Genomic DNA, 16,249 nt, shown 5'->3' with positions numbered 1-16,249 from the left:
AGTGTACGGTTGTTACAGATCGTGCAAATCAGCCAAGGGAGGGGCGCGATGTAGGACTACGGAGATGTTCCAGCGGAATACGGCGGCAGTCTGGCTGCCGCCGTATTGTTCAGGTTATTGCGGCATCTGCACTTCGATCATGCCTTCAGCGATGACATTGACTTGGCTGGTGCCCGCTTCGACCTCCGGTGCCGGTGCGGAATCGCGCGGCGCCGCTTTCATCATCATGACTGGCGCGCGCATATAGGGCTGTGGATAACCCGAGGTGTTGAGATTCAGGTTGACCACTTTGTAACCGTTGCCGCCCATGGCGTCGGTGACCAGTTGCGCGCGCTTCTTGAAGTTGAGCACGGCCTCCTTGAGGAGGGTGTCTTCGCTGGCCATGCGCGCCGGTTTGGAAATCGAGAAGTCCATACCGGCAATTTTCAGGTCTGTGAGCAATTCGCCGGTGAGCTTGGACAGCGCGGCAAAATCGGCGCTTTCCAGGCGCAGCTCGGCATGTTCGCTCCAGCCGATGATCTTCTGGCTCTTGTCATCGTAGATCGGCGTGCTGTTGCGGCTGCCCTGGCGCGTGGTGATGTCCTTGACCTCGCGGGCCTGGGTCACGGCCTTGTTCAGGGTTTCGGTGATCTGCGCGGCCAGTTTGGCCGGGTCCTTGTTCTGGGCCTCGCTGTACAGGGTGACCTGCATCAGGTCGCGGGGCACTTCCTGGCTGGCCTCGGCGCGCACTGAAACCAGGTTGTAGCGTGGCTCGTCCGCCAGGGCCGAAAAGCTGGCCAGGGTCAGGGTAGACAGGGCGAAGAGGGCGGCTGCGGGGCGTAGGCTGAACATGAAAACTCCTTGTTGATGAACTGCCCGGACGAAGGCTGTACAGGCACAAGAGCATCAGACTCTCTGCGCCGATTCTTGTTCCGCCCAGCCAAATCGGGCATCTGATTTAACACCCTGCTGCGGTGCTTTGACGCAGTTTCACTGTATTTGATGACGCATTGGGTATACTCGCGCGATTCGCCTGGAGCACTCATCAGGAGAGCTCATGCTCGCCCCCGTTCAATTGCTTTCAGCCACTCGCCAGAACCTCTGGCGTCTGACATTCATACGTACCCTGGTATTGGGTGCCCAAGCCGGGTCGGTGGGTTTTGCCTGGTTGTTCGACCTGCTGCCATTGCCCTGGCTGCAACTGGCTATCACCCTCGGCTGCTCCATGGTCCTGTGCGCCCTGACGGCCGTGCGCCTGGGCGCATCCTGGCCGGTCACCGAGCTGGAATATGCGGTACAGCTGGCCTGCGACCTGTATATCCACAGTGCGCTGCTGTATTTCTCCGGCGGCTCGACCAACCCCTTCGTTTCCTATTACCTGGTGCCCCTGACCATCGCCGCCGTGACGCTGCCCTGGCGTTACTCGCTGATCCTGTCCGGGATTGCCCTGGCTCTGTATACCTTGCTGTTGGCGCAGTTCTACCCGTTGGTGACCTACCCGATTGCCCGGGAAAAGATGCAGATCTACGGCATGTGGCTGAGTTTTGCCCTGGCCGCAGCGGTGATTACCTTTTTTGCGGCGAAGATGGCCGAAGAGCTGCGGCGCCAGGAGCAGCTGCGTGCCGAGCGTCGCGAAGAGAGTCTGCGTGATGAGCAACTGTTGGCCGTTGCGACTCAGGCCGCCGGAGCCGCCCATGAACTGGGCACGCCACTGGCGACCATGAGTGTATTGCTCAAGGAGATGCGCCAGGATCACAAGGACCCGGCCTTGCAGGACGACCTCGAAGTGCTGCAGGAGCAGGTCAAGCAGTGCAAGACCACCTTGCAGCATCTGGTCCGCGCCGCCGAGGCCAACCGCCGCCTGGATGTGCGGTTGCAGCCGGTGACCGAGTGGCTGGACGAATCCCTGAATCGCTGGCACCTGATGCGCCCCGAAGCCAGTTATCGCTTCCAGTTGCTGGGCGAGGGCGCCGCGCCGCAACTGGCGCCGCCGCCGGACCTGACCCAGGCTCTGCTCAATCTGCTGAACAACGCCGCCGATGCCTGCGCCGAAGGCCTGGAAGTCATGCTGAATTGGGACAGCGAGGAAATCTGCGTCAGTATCCGTGATCATGGGCCCGGCGTGCCGCCAGCGATTGCCGAACAGATCGGCAAGCCGTTTTATACCACCAAGGGCAAAGGCTTCGGCCTGGGCCTGTTTTTGAGCAAGGCCAGCGTGACCCGCGCCGGTGGCTCGGTAAAACTCTACAGCCATGAAGAAGGCGGCACGCTCACAGAGCTGCGTCTGCCCCAGGGCACCCGAGGAGACGAAGTATGAGTGACGAGATCCAGGTTGAAGGCGAAGAACTCCCGCATTTATTGCTGGTAGATGACGACGCCACGTTCACCCGCGTGATGGCCCGAGCCATGAGCCGTCGCGGTTTCCGGGTCAGCACCGCTGGCTCCGCCGAAGAGGGACTGGCCCTGGCCCAGCAGGATCTGCCTGAATACGCAGCCCTCGATCTGAAGATGGAAGGGGACTCTGGCCTGGTGCTGCTGCCCAAGCTGTTGGAACTGGATCCGGAAATGCGCGTCGTAATCCTGACCGGTTATTCGAGCATTGCCACGGCCGTGGAAGCGATCAAGCGCGGCGCGGCCAACTACCTGTGCAAGCCGGCCGACGCCGACGACGTGCTGGCGGCGCTGCTGTCCGAGCATGCCGACCTCGACACCCTGGTGCCGGAAAACCCGATGTCGGTGGACCGCCTGCAGTGGGAACACATTCAGCGCGTGTTGACCGAGCACGAAGGCAATATTTCCGCCACCGCCCGCGCGCTGGGCATGCACCGGCGCACGTTGCAGCGCAAATTGCAGAAGCGTCCGGTACGTCGATAACCGCTCTTTCATGGATGAGCCTGTAGGGCGCCCGGCTTTTTAGCGAAAGGGCGCCGATGTTCAATTTTTGCCGAGCCTTGCCCATGAATCCGAATGCCGAACACTCCGCGGTCAATGACACCGTGCGAGGCAACTTTTTTCCCCGAGTCTGGAAGCTGGTCACGCCGTACTGGCGCAGCGAAGAAAAGACCGTCGCCTGGGTCTTGTTGATTGCCGTGATCGCGCTGTCGCTGTTCAGCGTGGCGATTTCGGTACTGGTCAACAGTTGGTATCGCGACTTCTACAACGCCCTGGAAAAGAAAGACCTGGCGGCGTTTACCCACTTGATTCTGTACTTTTGCGGCATTGCCGCCATCGCCATTCTCGGCGCAGTGTATCGCCTGTACCTGACGCAAATGCTCACCATCCGCTGGCGCCGCTGGCTGACCGAGCAGCATTTCGCCAAGTGGTTGAGCCACAAGAATTACTACCAGCTGGAAAAGAACGGCTCGACCGACAACCCCGACCAACGTCTGTCCCAGGACCTCGATCAGTTCACCACCAGTACCCTGAGCCTGGCCTTGGGCCTGATTCGCACCGTGGTCAGCCTGGTGTCGTTCTCCATTATTTTGTGGGGCGTGTCCGGCAGCATCGAATTGTTCGGCATTACCATTCCCGGTTACATGTTCTGGGCCGCATTGCTCTACGCCGCAGTCGGCAGCTGGCTGACCCACCTGATCGGCCGGCGCCTGATCCTGCTCAGCAACCAACAGGAACGTTACGAAGCCGATCTGCGCTTCGGCCTGGTACGGGTGCGGGAAAATGCCGAGAGCATTGCCCTGTCCGATGGCGAGCCCAACGAAAATCAGCGCCTGACCGCGCGCTTCGGCATGGTCTGGAACAACTTCTGGACCATCATGAAAGTGCAGAAGCGCCTGACCTTCTTCACCGCCGGTTACTCGCAGATCGCCATTGTCTTCGCCTTCGTCGTCGCCGCGCCGCGCTACTTCGCCGGCAAGATCGAATTGGGCGGTCTGATGCAGATCAACTCCGCGTTCGGCAACGTGCAGGAGAACTTCAGTTGGTTCATCGACGCTTACACCACGTTGGCATCGTGGCGGGCGACCTGTGATCGTCTGCTGAGCTTCCGCCAGGGCATGGACGAGAACGAGCAGCGCAGCTCGGCCATCAAGATCGCTCACCAAGGCAATGCCCTGCGCGTTGACGATCTGGACCTGGCATTGGCTGGCGGCCGTCAATTGCTGAACCACTCCAGCATGAGCATCGCCGCAGGTGAGCGGGTCATGCTCAGTGGTCGCTCCGGCAGCGGCAAAAGTACGCTGCTGCGGGCCTTGGGTGGCTTGTGGAACGACGGCAAGGGCCATATCCACCTTCCTGCCGAGCGCTACCTGTTCCTGCCGCAGCGCCCCTATCTGCCCATCGGCACCCTGCGTGAAGTACTGAGTTATCCACAAGCGCCCGAGGTCTATCCGGCCGGACGCTTCGCACAACTGCTGGAAACCTGCCGTCTGGATCATCTGATCCCGCGCCTGGACGAAGGCAATCACTGGCAGCGCCTGCTGTCGCCGGGCGAGCAACAGCGCGTGGCCTTTGCCCGGGCGCTGCTGTATGCACCGAGCTGGCTGTATCTGGATGAGGCGACCTCGGCCATGGACGAAGAGGACGAAGCGGTGCTGTATCAGGCCCTGATCGACGAGCTGCCGGGCGTGACGCTGCTCAGCATTGGTCATCGCAGCAGCCTCAAACGCTTCCATTCGCGTCATCTGCGCATTGAAGATGGCCACTTGCACGAGCAGTCCCTCGTGCAGGCACTGGTGTGATTCCGCGGCCCCTGTGAGGAATCGTAGGGGCCGCAGGTCGTTTTAGTACATGTGATCAGATATCCGCTGAGCTATCATTCATCTTTTTCACTGCCACGAGATTGACGTTGGATATGGAAAATCAAAGCGCTCTTCCTCGCGCTCGTAGAAAGCACCGCAGCCTCGCGCAGGAACTGGTGACAGAACTGTCCGAGCGTATCCGCAGCGGGCAGCTCAAGCGCGGCGACAAATTGCCTACCGAGTCGGCAATCATGGAAGAGCAGGGCGTGAGCCGTACGGTGGTACGTGAAGCGATTTCCCGCTTGCAGGCCTCAGGTTTAGTGGAGACCCGCCACGGTATCGGTACTTTTGTGCTCGATACCCCGAGCCCGAGCGGTTTCCGTATCGACCCGGCAACCATCGTCACCCTGCGTGATGTGCTGGCGATTCTCGAATTGCGCATCAGCCTGGAAGTGGAGTCGGCCGGCCTTGCGGCGCAACGTCGTACCGACGAGCAACTGCTGGCCATGCGCAAGGCGCTGGATGCGCTTAACGAAAGCGCGTCCCACGCCAGTGATGCGGTGTCGTCTGACTTCCAGTTCCACCTGCAGATTGCCCTGTCCACGGGCAATCGCTATTTCACTGACATCATGACTCACCTGGGCACCAGCATCATTCCACGTACCCGCGTGAACTCGGCGCGCCTGGCCCATGATGATCATCAGCGTTACATGACTCGCCTGAGCCGTGAGCACGAAGAGATCTACGACGCCATTGCGCGTCAGGACTCCGACGCCGCCCGCGCGGCCATGCGCCTGCATCTGACAAATAGCCGCGAACGCCTGCGCCATGCCCATGAAGAGGCGGAGTCGCAGCAGGCCTGACGTCAGACCTCCTTTGACGACATGGAGTCGTTGGAGCGAGGCTTGCCCGCGCACGCTATTTTTCAGATCAGAAAGATGCGCCGCACGTAACGGCCTCTTCGCGGGCAAGCCTCGCTCCAACGAGTCTTTCCCCCGCGCCGCCATTGCGCGCTGGCACCGCCCATCCTGTTTTTCTCCCGTTAAACCCCCATCTATCAAGGGCTTACCCGCCCGCGTCCGCCTTCTTTTGAAAAAACCTGCAAATCCCTGTTGAGGGTTTTAATTTCTAGTTGTACGATGACTTACGACATCAGCGAAGGCCGATGATCCATTCACTTTTTTGCTTCCTCCAGGGTGTTCGAATAATGAATCCACAAGAACTGAAGTCCATCCTCTCTGCTGGTTTGCTGTCTTTTCCAGTTACCGATTTCAATGCCCAAGGCGACTTCAATCGCGCTGGCTACATCAAGCGTCTCGAGTGGCTGGCCCCTTACGGCGCCAGCGCTCTGTTCGCCGCAGGCGGCACCGGTGAGTTCTTCTCCCTGGCCGCCAGCGAATACTCCGAAGTGATCAAGACTGCGGTCGATACTTGCGCCACCAGCGTACCGATCCTTGCCGGTGTCGGCGGCGCAACCCGCCAAGCCATCGAATACGCTCAAGAAGCCGAGCGCCTGGGTGCCAAGGGCCTGCTGCTGCTGCCGCACTACCTGACTGAAGCCAGCCAGGACGGCGTAGCCGCCCACGTTGAAGCCGTGTGCAAGTCGGTCAAGATCGGCGTTATCGTCTACAACCGTAACGTCTGCCGCCTGACCGCTCCGCTGCTGGAAAAACTGGCCGAGCGCTGCCCGAACCTGATCGGCTACAAAGATGGCCTGGGCGATATCGAACTGATGGTTTCGATCCGTCGTCGCCTGGGTGACCGCTTCTCGTACCTGGGTGGTCTGCCGACCGCTGAAGTCTACGCCGCTGCCTACAAGGCCCTGGGCGTTCCGGTCTACTCGTCTGCTGTCTTCAACTTCGTACCCAAGCTGGCCATGGATTTCTACCACGCCATCGCCAAGGACGATCACGTTGCCGTTGGCAAAATGATCGACGACTTCTTCCTGCCATACCTGGACATCCGTAACCGTAAGTCCGGCTACGCAGTCAGCATCGTCAAGGCCGGCGCGAAAATCGCCGGTTACGACGCAGGCCCGGTGCGTACTCCGCTGACCGACCTGACTGCTGAAGAGTACGAAATGCTCGCCGCTCTGATGGACAAGCAAGGCGCCCAGTAAGGCGATTGCAGGATGCTGGACCGCTGAGTGATCAGCGGTCTTTTGCCATCCACGTATTACCCGGCGATAAGGTGCAGACCTTATCGCCAAAAGCTGTCCGCGCTGAAGGTAGGGCGTTGTCATCAGACAACCCCTAAGGGGCCAGCAGCGTTAGCAAGACCTACATGTTCTACCCGCGCAAAAAAATAATTAGTGGGAGTCACCGTATATGCAAAATTCCAAGCCGACCCACGTCCGCTATTTGATCCTGCTCATGCTGTTCCTGGTGACCACGATTAACTACGCAGACCGTGCCACCATCGCAATCGCCGGTTCCAGCCTGCAAAAAAGCCTGGGCATCGACGCTGTCACACTCGGTTATATCTTCTCTGCATTCGGTTGGGCCTATGTGGCCGGCCAGATCCCCGGCGGCTGGTTGCTCGACCGCTTCGGCTCGAAAAAAGTCTATGCCCTGAGCATCTTCACCTGGTCGCTGTTCACCGTGCTGCAAGGCTATGTCGGTGAGTTCGGTCTCTCTACCGCCATCGTCGCGTTGTTCATGCTGCGTTTCCTGGTCGGTCTGGCTGAAGCACCTTCCTTCCCTGGCAACGCCCGTATTGTTGCGGCCTGGTTTCCGACGGCCGAACGCGGCACTGCATCGGCGATCTTCAACTCCGCGCAATACTTCGCCACGGTGCTGTTTGCGCCGATCATGGGCTGGATCGTTTACACCTTCGGCTGGCAGCATGTGTTCGTCGTCATGGGTGGCGTCGGTATCGTCTTCTCGCTGATCTGGCTGAAAGTCATCCATAGCCCGCGTAACCATCCGAAGATCAACGCCGCAGAGCTTGAGCACATCGCCAGCAACGGCGGTATGGTCGACATGGACCAGGACAAAGGCAAAAGCGCTGCCGGTGGCCCGAAATGGGACTACGTACGTCAGTTGCTGACCAACCGCATGATGCTCGGCATCTACCTGAGCCAGTACTGCATCAACGGCATCACCTACTTCTTCCTGACCTGGTTTCCGGTGTACCTGGTGCAGGAACGCGGCATGACCATCCTCAAGGCTGGTTTCATTGCCTCGCTGCCGGCCATTTGTGGCTTTATCGGCGGTGTATTGGGTGGCGTCATTTCCGACTACCTGCTGCGTCGCGGCCATTCGCTGACCTTCTCGCGCAAGGCGCCGATCATTGGCGGTCTGCTGCTGTCGACCTCCATCGTCACCTGTAACTATGTTGACGTTGAGTGGGTTGTGGTCGGCTTCATGGCCCTGGCGTTCTTCGGCAAGGGTGTAGGTGCACTGGGCTGGGCGGTGATGTCCGACGCTTCGCCGAAACAGATCGCCGGTTTGAGCGGTGGCCTGTTCAACATGTTCGGTAATATCGCGTCGATCACCACGCCAATCGTCATCGGCTACATCATCAGCAACACCGGCTCGTTCAAATGGGCTCTGGTGTTCGTCGGCGCCAACGCGTTGGTCGCGGTGATCAGCTATGTGTTCATTGTGGGTGAGATCAAACGTGTCGAATTGAAAGAGCCGCCAAGCAAGGGGCCTTCGCTGAACAGCGACCTTTCTCAAGCAAAATCCTGAGGAAAACCGTGATGGACTTGATTCAACATGCCGATTCGCCGCGTTACATCCTGCTCAACGAGCTGGATAACGTGGTTGTGGTGGTCAACGACCAGGGTGTACCGGCCGGTACTGAGTTCGATAATGGTGTCGTGACCATCGATAACGTGCCGCAAAGCCACAAGGTCAACCTGGTGGATATCCCTGAAGGTGGCCCGGTGATTCGTTACGGGCAGACCATTGGTTATGCACTGCGGCCGATCCCACGCGGCAGTTGGGTCAAGGAAGATCTGTTGCGCATGCCTACCGCGCCATCGTTGGACAGCCTGCCGCTGTCCACTGATGTGCCGGGCAAGGGGGAGCCGCTGGAAGGCTTCACCTTCGAGGGTTATCGTAATGCCGACGGCACCGTCGGCACGCGCAACATCCTCGGTATCACCACCACCGTGCAATGCGTCACCGGTGTGCTCGACTTCGCGGTCAAGCGCATCCGTGAGGAGCTGTTGCCCAAATACCCCAACGTCGATGACGTCGTGGCCCTGACCCACAGCTACGGCTGCGGTGTGGCCATTACCGCCACCGACGCGTATATCCCCATCCGCACCGTGCGCAACCTGGCGCGCAACCCGAACCTGGGCGGCGAAGCGCTGGTAATCAGCCTGGGCTGCGAGAAATTGCAGGCCGGGCAGGTCATGCACGAAGGCGATGCCTCGGTGGATCTCAGCGATCCATGGCTGTACCGCCTGCAGGACTCCAGCCACGGCTTCCACGAAATGATCGAACAGATCATGGAACTGGCCGAGACCCGCCTGAAGAAACTCGACCTGCGTCGTCGCGAGACCGTTCCGGCCTCCGAACTGATCCTCGGCATGCAATGCGGCGGCAGCGATGCCTTCTCCGGCATCACCGCCAACCCGGCCCTGGGCTACGCCTCGGACCTGTTGCTGCGTGCTGGCGCCACCGTGATGTTCTCGGAAGTGACGGAAGTGCGGGACGCCATCTACCTGCTGACGTCCCGTGCCGAAACCAAGACCGTCGCCGAAGAACTGGTGCGGGAAATGGACTGGTACGACCGTTACCTGGCCAAGGGCGAGGCCGATCGCAGCGCCAACACTACGCCGGGCAACAAGAAGGGCGGTTTGTCGAACATTGTCGAGAAATCCCTGGGTTCCATCGTCAAGTCCGGCAGCAGCGCCATCAACGGCGTGCTGGGCCCTGGCGAGCGGGTGAACCGCAAAGGATTGATCTTCTGCGCGACACCGGCCAGCGACTTCGTCTGCGGCACGCTGCAACTGGCGGCCGGCATGAACCTGCATGTGTTCACCACCGGACGTGGCACGCCGTATGGCCTGGCCATGGCGCCAGTGGTCAAGGTCTCGACCCGTACCGAGCTGGCTCACCGTTGGCCGGATCTGATCGATATCGACGCCGGGCGCATCGCTACCGGTCGTGCCAGCATCGAGGACCTGGGCTGGGAGCTGTTCCACTTCTACCTGGATGTGGCCAGCGGCAAGAAGAAAACCTGGACCGAGCACTATCGCCTGCACAACGACATCACTTTGTTCAATCCGGCGCCGATTACCTGATTGAAGAGCCACACCTAGCTTTGTTGTAATTTTGTGGGACCGGCTTTAGCCGGGAAAGCGTAAGGGACAAACGATAGATATGCATCGTATGTACCGACCTCTTCCCGGCTGAAGCCGGTCCCACATGTTGTGCATTGCAACTTGAAAACTCTTCCCCACGCCGGTTTCTTTCCCACCTAGACTTCAACCCATGGCACACATCGCTGCGGGTCGCGATTGCCATCCTATTGCAACAGTCAGGTGTTTAGATCCGCGCATAGAAACCGAACGGGGAGAACCATCATGTCGGTGATTGCAAAGTGGGCGATGCAGGCTGTAACGGTATTTTTCTTTGCCTGGCTGGCGACGGTGGCGTCCAGTTGGAACAGTTCGATGGTCAGCGGCACCGGCAGTGATCGCCTGGCCGATCTGACCCGCAGCCCTGCTGTAATCAGCAGTTTTGCCAGCAAAAATGCAGCTGAACAGACCGCGGTGACCGGCTTGTCCGGCAACGGCGAATAATCCGCCAGACCTTTCTCCCGTTGAACTCAACAGAACCCACTTCGGCGGGTTCTTGCGTCTGGGGCACTTTCCAGCGGGCAAAAAGAAGCCCGCAGTGTGAGCGGGCCAAGTGGGATCTATTACAAGGAGTGAGTTCACCATAAGTGCAGTCAGGTGAAAATCTTGTGAAAGCTTCTCATTTAACGCTTTGTGCAACCTCTATCACCCGATCACGCAACCATTGCTGGGCCTGGTGAATGGCGTTGCGTCGATGCCAGAGCAGATGGAATTCGATGACCGGTAGCGCCAGAGGGGGCGTGAACAGTTTCAATAGGGGCCTCTCGGCAGACTTCAGCACCACGCGTTTCATCAGCGTGGCCACATGATCGCTGTGGGCCACCAGCGTCGGTGCAGCGAACATATGCGCCAGGGTCAGGGCGATGCGGCGCTGTCGGCCAACTTGCGCCAGGACCTGATCGACCACCCCATAACGATCACCCTCCGGCGAGACCAGGACATGGGAAAGGCCCAGGAAGCGCTCCAGATCCATCTCTCGCCCGGCTGAAGGGTGATCGTGGCGCAGCAGGGTCACGAACTCGTCGCGCAGCAGAGGGCGACTGAGGATCCGGCTTTCGGTCTGGCTGGGCAGAATGCCGATGGCCATATCGATGGTGCCAGCATCAAGCAGTTCCACCGCGCTGTCGCGACCATTGAAGCCGTGCACGTTGAGGGTAATGCCCGGCGCCAGGGTTCCCAATGCCTGAACCAGCTGTGGCAACAGCACATAAGCCGGGTAGTCGGTCATGCCCAGATTGAAGGTGGTAGTGGCCTGGGCCGGATCGAAGTTCGGCCGGGCCAACAGCGCCGTTTCGATGGTGTGCAGGGCGCTGGCGACCGGTTCGGCCATCTCCCGTGCTCTGGCAGTGGGCAGCAGACCTTCTGCGCTACGCAGGAACAACGGATCAGCGAACAGCGTACGCAAGCGGCCCAGGGCCGCACTCATGGCCGGCTGGCTGACACCGACCCGGGCGGCGGCACGGGTGACATTGCGTTCGAGCATCAGGGCGTCGAATGCAGCGAGTAGATTAAGGTCCAGGCCTTTGAAATCCATAATTCGTATATCGCTATATACCTACCATTTGTTGGACGGATATTAGGTGTTTTCTGCAAGCTCTGCGTTACTACTTCCCGGCACAGCAGAGGCCCGCATGAGCGATATGTCTTCGAACACCCTTGATACCCAGCGCCTGGCACGCGAGCGCACGGCGGTTGAAACCCTCTACCGCGCTTTCAATGAGCAAAATCCTGATCTGGTTGATCTGGCGGTCACCGCCGACTGGGACGATATTCCTCTGGCGCCGGGGCAGGGGCCGGGAGCTGAGGGGATCAAGCCGATCATTCGCGAGTTCGTTATGGCGATGCCCGATGTGCAGATCATCGTCCATGACCTGCTTCAACTACCCGGCCGAATCGCCGTACGCGCAGAGATTCGCGGCACGCATCAGGGCGTGCTGATGGGCATAGCACCTACCGGCAAGCAGATCAGCTTCAGCATTCATGAATTTCATGAACTGGATGGCGAACGCGTTACCCGTACCTGGCATCTGGAGGACTGGTTCGGAGCGTTCATGCAGATGGGGCGTTTTCCAGCGATGTAAGCGTAAACCCTGTGAGGCCGGCTTTAGCCGGGAAGGCGTCTTCCCGGCTAAAGCCGGTCTCACAGATGTTCGATTAAGTGGCTTATTGATTCATCAACGCCGGCCGTTCTGCCCTGGCGCTGGTCTTGGCGTTTTTGGGTAGCTCATGGGGCGCATCGAGCCGGGACTTCATCTTGTCGGCAAAGTCCCGGGCTTCGTGCCAGGTGCTGCATTTCACCGGGTAACTGTCCAGCATCACTACCCAATTGGCACCGTGAGTACCTTCTTCTATCTGGATAAGCATGAGCGAGCATCTCCGTAAGTGAGTTGTGTTTCACCGATATTCGGCATGAAAAAACAACGAGCGAAACTCTGCGCCCAAAGGCAATCGATGGGCTACAGCAAATCCACGATTCCCGATGAACGTCACCCGAACTTATCGGGTTGATGTGACCAGTTGAGCATCAGTCGCAGACGCAGATTTGACCAAGGTCAAGCAGGCTGCTGTTTTGCGCTACAAAGCAGATGGCCAGTATCCGTTCGTCGTTTTCTTGCCAGTCTCGATCAACTCACTCGGCGATCCCCTCAACCTCCGTGCAATGCAGGCGGATTTCATTGCGTACGACCTGGCCGCCGATCTGATGCAGGATCACGGAAATATCCTGGATCTCGAAATGGGTCTTGCGGGTGCGGTGGTATTCGTCCGACTCGAGATCGATGCGCACACCTTTCTGCAAATGGGGCATGGCACCTTCGGACTCGATATAGCCGATTTCTTCATCGGCGCCGAGGAGGAAGCGGTAGCTGTGTTTCATGGATAACTCCTGGTCTTCATGAACGCGCGGCAGGCGCTTTGCTGGCGCGTTTAGGCTTGGCTGTTGTACTCCCTGTGGCCTTGCGCTTGCCAGTCTTGCGTGATTTTTTCCATGGGGTGCTGCCGGCCGGGGCCGGGCCGCTGATGGTCATGCGCAAGCCGACGCAGCGGCTGACCTGCTTGCTCATCCACGCCGCCTGCTTGGCGACGAATTCTTCCAGGCTCATCTCGCCGCTTTGCACCATGTCCAGCGCCTGTTCCCAGATGGCTGTGGTGCCGGGGTCGGCAATGGCTCTGGGCACGGCGTCGATCGGGCTGAAGGCGGCCGGAGTGGCGTAGAGGGCCTTGCCGTTCTTGTTCAGGTAACCGCGATCAAGCAGGCCCTGAATGATCCCCGCCCGCGTGGCTTCGGTGCCGATGCCGGTGGTGTCCTTGAGCTTCTGTTTCAGGCGCGGGTCCTCGACCAGTTTGGCGACGTTCTTCATCGCCTTGATCAGGTCGCCCTCGGTGAAGGGCTTGGGCGGCTGGGTCCAGAGGTCCTTGAGGCGCACATCCATCACCGGATAGTCATGGCCTTCGCTGAGCCGCGGCAGGTTCTGCGGCGCTACAGGCTCTCGACCTTTAGCCGGGGCAAGCGCCTCGGGCAGGGCGCGTTTCCAGCCGGGTTCGACAATCTGTTTGCCGACCGCACGCAGGTCCTGCCCGGCGCAATCGAAGTCGGCCTGGGTGCGATCGTATTCGTGATTGGGCAGGAACTGCGCCAGATAGCGCGCACGAATCAGGCTATAGACGGCGCGAGGTTTGCTCGCCAGGCGCTCGAGGTCGCGCACTGCGGCAGTGGGAATGATGCCGTGGTGGGCGCTGACCTTGGCATCGTTCCAGGCCCGGGAGCGGCGCTTGGGGTCAAGGTGTGCTTGCAGCACTTGGAGGCTGGCATCGGCCCGCGCCAACGCGGCGAGAATCGACGGCGCCTCGCTGTGCTGGCTCAGGGGCAGGAAGCCGCAATCGCTGCGCGGGTAGGTGATCAGCTTATGGGTTTCGTAGAGCGCCTGGGCAATGTCCAGCGTCTCCTGGGCGCCGAGGCCGAGCCTCTTCGAGCACACCTCTTGCAAGGTGCCGAGGTCGAAGGGCAGCGGTGCGGCTTCGCGGATGCGTTCGGTGCGCAGTTTGACCAGCTTCGCGCTGCCAGCCTGTTGCATGGCCTCGGCGGCCTGTTGCGCCAGGGGCTGATTGAGGCAGCGATCCTGATCATCACAGACGTCCGATTTGGCTCGCCACTGGGCAACGAAGGTCTGCCGCTCGGACTGCAACTCGACGTCGATGGCCCAATACGGCACCGGGACGAAGTCGGCGATGCTGCGATCGCGATCCACCACCAGACGCAGGGTTGGCGTCTGCACACGGCCCACAGGCAGTACGCCCTGATAACCAGACTGGCGACCGAGCAGGGTAAACAGGCGGCTCATGTTCATGCCGATCAGCCAGTCGGCGCGGGAGCGGCCCAGCGCCGAATGATACAGGTTGAAGGTTTCGCTGCCGGGCTTGAGAGCCGCCAGGGCCTTGCGGATCGAGGCGTCGTCCAGAGCCGACAGCCACAGGCGCTGGATCGGCCCGCGATAGCGACAGTGCTCCACCAATTCACGGGCGATCATCTCGCCTTCACGGTCGGCGTCGGTGGCGATCACCAGTTCCTGCGCTTCGCCGAGCAGACGCTTGACCGCCTTGTACTGGCTGGCGGTCTTGGGCTTGACCTGCATTTTCCAGCGCTCGGGAACGATGGGCAGGTCGGCCAGTACCCAGCGTTTGTAACGCGCGTCGTAGGCGTCCGGCGGTGCGGTTTCCAGCAGATGGCCGATGCACCAGGTCACCGTCGCGTTGGCGCCGACCCAGCACCCGTCACCCCGGCGTGTAGCACCGAGCACAGCGGCAATATCCTTGGCCTGGGAAGGCTTTTCGCAGAGAAACAGGCGCATGCAGATCGTCGTTTTTCGAGGAGGGCAGTGCTACAGCATGGACAGTGATGTGACAGAGGGCAAGGTTTTTATCTGTATAAATGTACAGCTATGGCTGTATGAGCGATGATCGCCGCACCCCTGATAATCAAGGCTCAATGCCATGTCCCGTGCCCAGCGTCTCCTAACTCTGTTGCAGGTCCTGCGTCGCTACCGTTTCCCAGTGGCGGGCGCGGTATTGGCGCAGGAGCTGGATATCAGCTTGCGCACCTTGTATCGGGATATCGGCGCGCTCAAGGAACAGGGTGCCGATATCGAAGGCGAGGCGGGCATGGGCTTCCTGCTGCGACCGGGTTTCATGCTGCCGCCGCTGATGTTCGGCGACGATGAAATCGAAGCCCTGGTGCTGGGTGCGCGCTGGGTTGCGTCACGGGCCGACGATGAACTCGGCAAGGCCGCCCGCAGTGCCCTGGACAAGATCGCTGCCGTGCTGCCCCCGGAACTGCGTCATGAGCTGGACGCCTCGGCGTTGTTGGTGCCGCCCAATGGCTTGCCAGTCATCACGCCCATGATCAGCCCACAGGTCATTCGCCAGGCCATCCGTTGCGAGCACAAGGCCGAGATCTACTATCAGGACGTCAAGGATACCCAGACCGCCCGGACCATCTGGCCGTTTGCTCTGGCCTATTTCGATGGTGTGCAACTGTTGGTGGCATGGTGTGAGCTGCGCGAAGGCTTTCGCCATTTTCGCGTCGACCGTATTCATGAGCTGAACATCTCCCCGGAGCGCTACCCGCGTCGGCGCCAGGCGCTGTTGAAGGCGTGGCAGGAGAGTCAGGGGATTGATTCGCTTTAGATGACCAGCAACGAATTGGAGTGAAACTCCTTCGCTGATTCAATGAAAATCACTGCTGACAAAAACGTGTAGCGGCGCCCCTTAGGCTTTTTCGAACTGGACGGACATACAGTCAATCGCCAGTTTCATGAACCAGCTATCAGGGAGCCACCCCATGCTCGACCCCAACTTTCTTATCCTGTACGTCAACGATCCCCTGGCCAGCGCCCAGTTTTACGGGCACTTGTTGGGTCGCACACCCATCGAGTCTTCTGCAACCTTTGCGCTGTTCGCCACCGATACCGGCTTGATGCTCGGCCTGTGGGCGCGACATGCCGTGGAGCCTGGCGTGGAGTCGCTGGGAGTGGGCGGCGAAGTGGCGTTTGCCGTGGCCGGTATCGGTCTGGTCAATGCGGCCTATCAGATGTGCCGTACCTTCGACATCCCGATCATCCAGACACCCTGCACCATGGACTTCGGCTACACCTTCGTCGCGGTCGATCCGGACGGTCATCGGTTGCGGGTGTTTTCGGCGTCCTGACCGTCTGGCCGAAATGTATCAGGGATGACACATTTCCCCGGTTCCTTGCTCAAGGTCAGA

The 16,249-nt window shown here is 60.0% G+C and carries 16 protein-coding genes; 11 read left to right on the top strand and 5 right to left on the bottom strand.

Going from position 1 to position 16,249, the window contains the following annotated elements; genetic code table 11:
- Positions 1–114: 114 nt before the first annotated feature.
- The gene (locus tag AC1Z24_RS27495) at positions 115–831 is read right to left on the bottom strand and encodes an SIMPL domain-containing protein (RefSeq protein WP_259106473.1); all 717 of its coding nucleotides are present in this window, start codon (positions 829–831) and stop codon (positions 115–117) included.
- Between the two features lie 205 nt (positions 832–1,036).
- Between AC1Z24_RS27495 and AC1Z24_RS27490 the strand changes: the two genes are divergently transcribed.
- The 8 genes from AC1Z24_RS27490 to AC1Z24_RS27455 all read left to right on the top strand — a co-directional run bounded on the left by AC1Z24_RS27490 (position 1,037) and on the right by AC1Z24_RS27455 (position 10,431).
- The gene (locus AC1Z24_RS27490; RefSeq protein ID WP_483743496.1) at positions 1,037–2,296 is read left to right on the top strand and encodes an ATP-binding protein; all 1,260 of its coding nucleotides are present in this window, start codon (positions 1,037–1,039) and stop codon (positions 2,294–2,296) included.
- Positions 2,293–2,853, top strand: coding sequence for a response regulator transcription factor (locus AC1Z24_RS27485; RefSeq protein ID WP_413303841.1), 561 nt, complete (start codon positions 2,293–2,295; stop codon positions 2,851–2,853). Before AC1Z24_RS27490 ends, AC1Z24_RS27485 begins: the two co-directional genes overlap by 4 nt.
- Positions 2,854–2,936: 83 nt before the next feature.
- Positions 2,937–4,673: an ABC transporter ATP-binding protein/permease gene (locus tag AC1Z24_RS27480; RefSeq protein ID WP_483743495.1), complete on the top strand. Its 1,737-nt coding sequence runs from the start codon at positions 2,937–2,939 to the stop codon at positions 4,671–4,673.
- Between the two features lie 113 nt (positions 4,674–4,786).
- On the top strand, positions 4,787–5,536 hold the full coding sequence (locus tag AC1Z24_RS27475; RefSeq protein ID WP_259106481.1) for a FadR/GntR family transcriptional regulator: 750 nt from the start codon (positions 4,787–4,789) through the stop codon (positions 5,534–5,536).
- Positions 5,537–5,880: 344 nt separating this feature from the next.
- Entirely contained in the window at positions 5,881–6,792 is a 912-nt protein-coding gene (gene kdgD / locus AC1Z24_RS27470) for a 5-dehydro-4-deoxyglucarate dehydratase (protein ID WP_413303846.1), read from the top strand.
- A gap of 208 nt (positions 6,793–7,000) precedes the next feature.
- Positions 7,001–8,365: an MFS transporter gene (locus tag AC1Z24_RS27465; protein ID WP_259106484.1), complete on the top strand. Its 1,365-nt coding sequence runs from the start codon at positions 7,001–7,003 to the stop codon at positions 8,363–8,365.
- An 11-nt stretch (positions 8,366–8,376) separates the two neighbouring features.
- Positions 8,377–9,930, top strand: coding sequence for a galactarate dehydratase (gene garD / locus AC1Z24_RS27460; RefSeq protein ID WP_259106486.1), 1,554 nt, complete (start codon positions 8,377–8,379; stop codon positions 9,928–9,930).
- 282 nt (positions 9,931–10,212) lie between these two features.
- Positions 10,213–10,431, top strand: coding sequence for a hypothetical protein (locus AC1Z24_RS27455; RefSeq protein WP_259106488.1), 219 nt, complete (start codon positions 10,213–10,215; stop codon positions 10,429–10,431).
- Positions 10,432–10,606: 175 nt separating this feature from the next.
- On the opposite strand, the gene AC1Z24_RS27450 is transcribed toward AC1Z24_RS27455, so the two are convergent.
- A complete protein-coding gene (locus AC1Z24_RS27450) occupies positions 10,607–11,521 on the bottom strand; it encodes a LysR family transcriptional regulator (protein ID WP_483743494.1) in 915 nt (304 codons plus the stop codon).
- Between the two features lie 97 nt (positions 11,522–11,618).
- On the opposite strand from AC1Z24_RS27450, the gene AC1Z24_RS27445 reads away from it, so the two are divergent.
- Entirely contained in the window at positions 11,619–12,068 is a 450-nt protein-coding gene (locus tag AC1Z24_RS27445; RefSeq protein WP_483743493.1) for an ester cyclase, read from the top strand.
- An 82-nt stretch (positions 12,069–12,150) separates the two neighbouring features.
- Here the strand turns inward: AC1Z24_RS27445 and AC1Z24_RS27440 are convergent, their stop codons facing one another.
- The 3 genes from AC1Z24_RS27440 to AC1Z24_RS27430 all read right to left on the bottom strand — a co-directional run bounded on the left by AC1Z24_RS27440 (position 12,151) and on the right by AC1Z24_RS27430 (position 14,834).
- A complete protein-coding gene (locus AC1Z24_RS27440) occupies positions 12,151–12,351 on the bottom strand; it encodes a hypothetical protein (protein WP_483743492.1) in 201 nt (66 codons plus the stop codon).
- 265 nt (positions 12,352–12,616) lie between these two features.
- A complete protein-coding gene (locus AC1Z24_RS27435; RefSeq protein ID WP_259106495.1) occupies positions 12,617–12,862 on the bottom strand; it encodes a hypothetical protein in 246 nt (81 codons plus the stop codon).
- Positions 12,863–12,878: 16 nt separating this feature from the next.
- Positions 12,879–14,834, bottom strand: coding sequence for a DNA topoisomerase III (locus AC1Z24_RS27430; protein WP_483743491.1), 1,956 nt, complete (start codon positions 14,832–14,834; stop codon positions 12,879–12,881).
- 142 nt (positions 14,835–14,976) lie between these two features.
- Between AC1Z24_RS27430 and AC1Z24_RS27425 the strand changes: the two genes are divergently transcribed.
- Together AC1Z24_RS27425 and AC1Z24_RS27420 are read left to right on the top strand one after the other, a co-directional pair.
- Positions 14,977–15,669 (top strand): helix-turn-helix transcriptional regulator, encoded by a 693-nt coding sequence (locus AC1Z24_RS27425; RefSeq protein ID WP_483743490.1) that lies wholly within the window; start codon positions 14,977–14,979, stop codon positions 15,667–15,669.
- Positions 15,670–15,823: 154 nt separating this feature from the next.
- Positions 15,824–16,189: a VOC family protein gene (locus AC1Z24_RS27420; RefSeq protein WP_483743489.1), complete on the top strand. Its 366-nt coding sequence runs from the start codon at positions 15,824–15,826 to the stop codon at positions 16,187–16,189.
- Positions 16,190–16,249: the final 60 nt, after the last annotated feature.

It is taken from the genome of Pseudomonas sp. JL23 (genome assembly GCF_056933585.1).
This window is presented reverse-complemented; position numbering and strand designations above follow the sequence as displayed.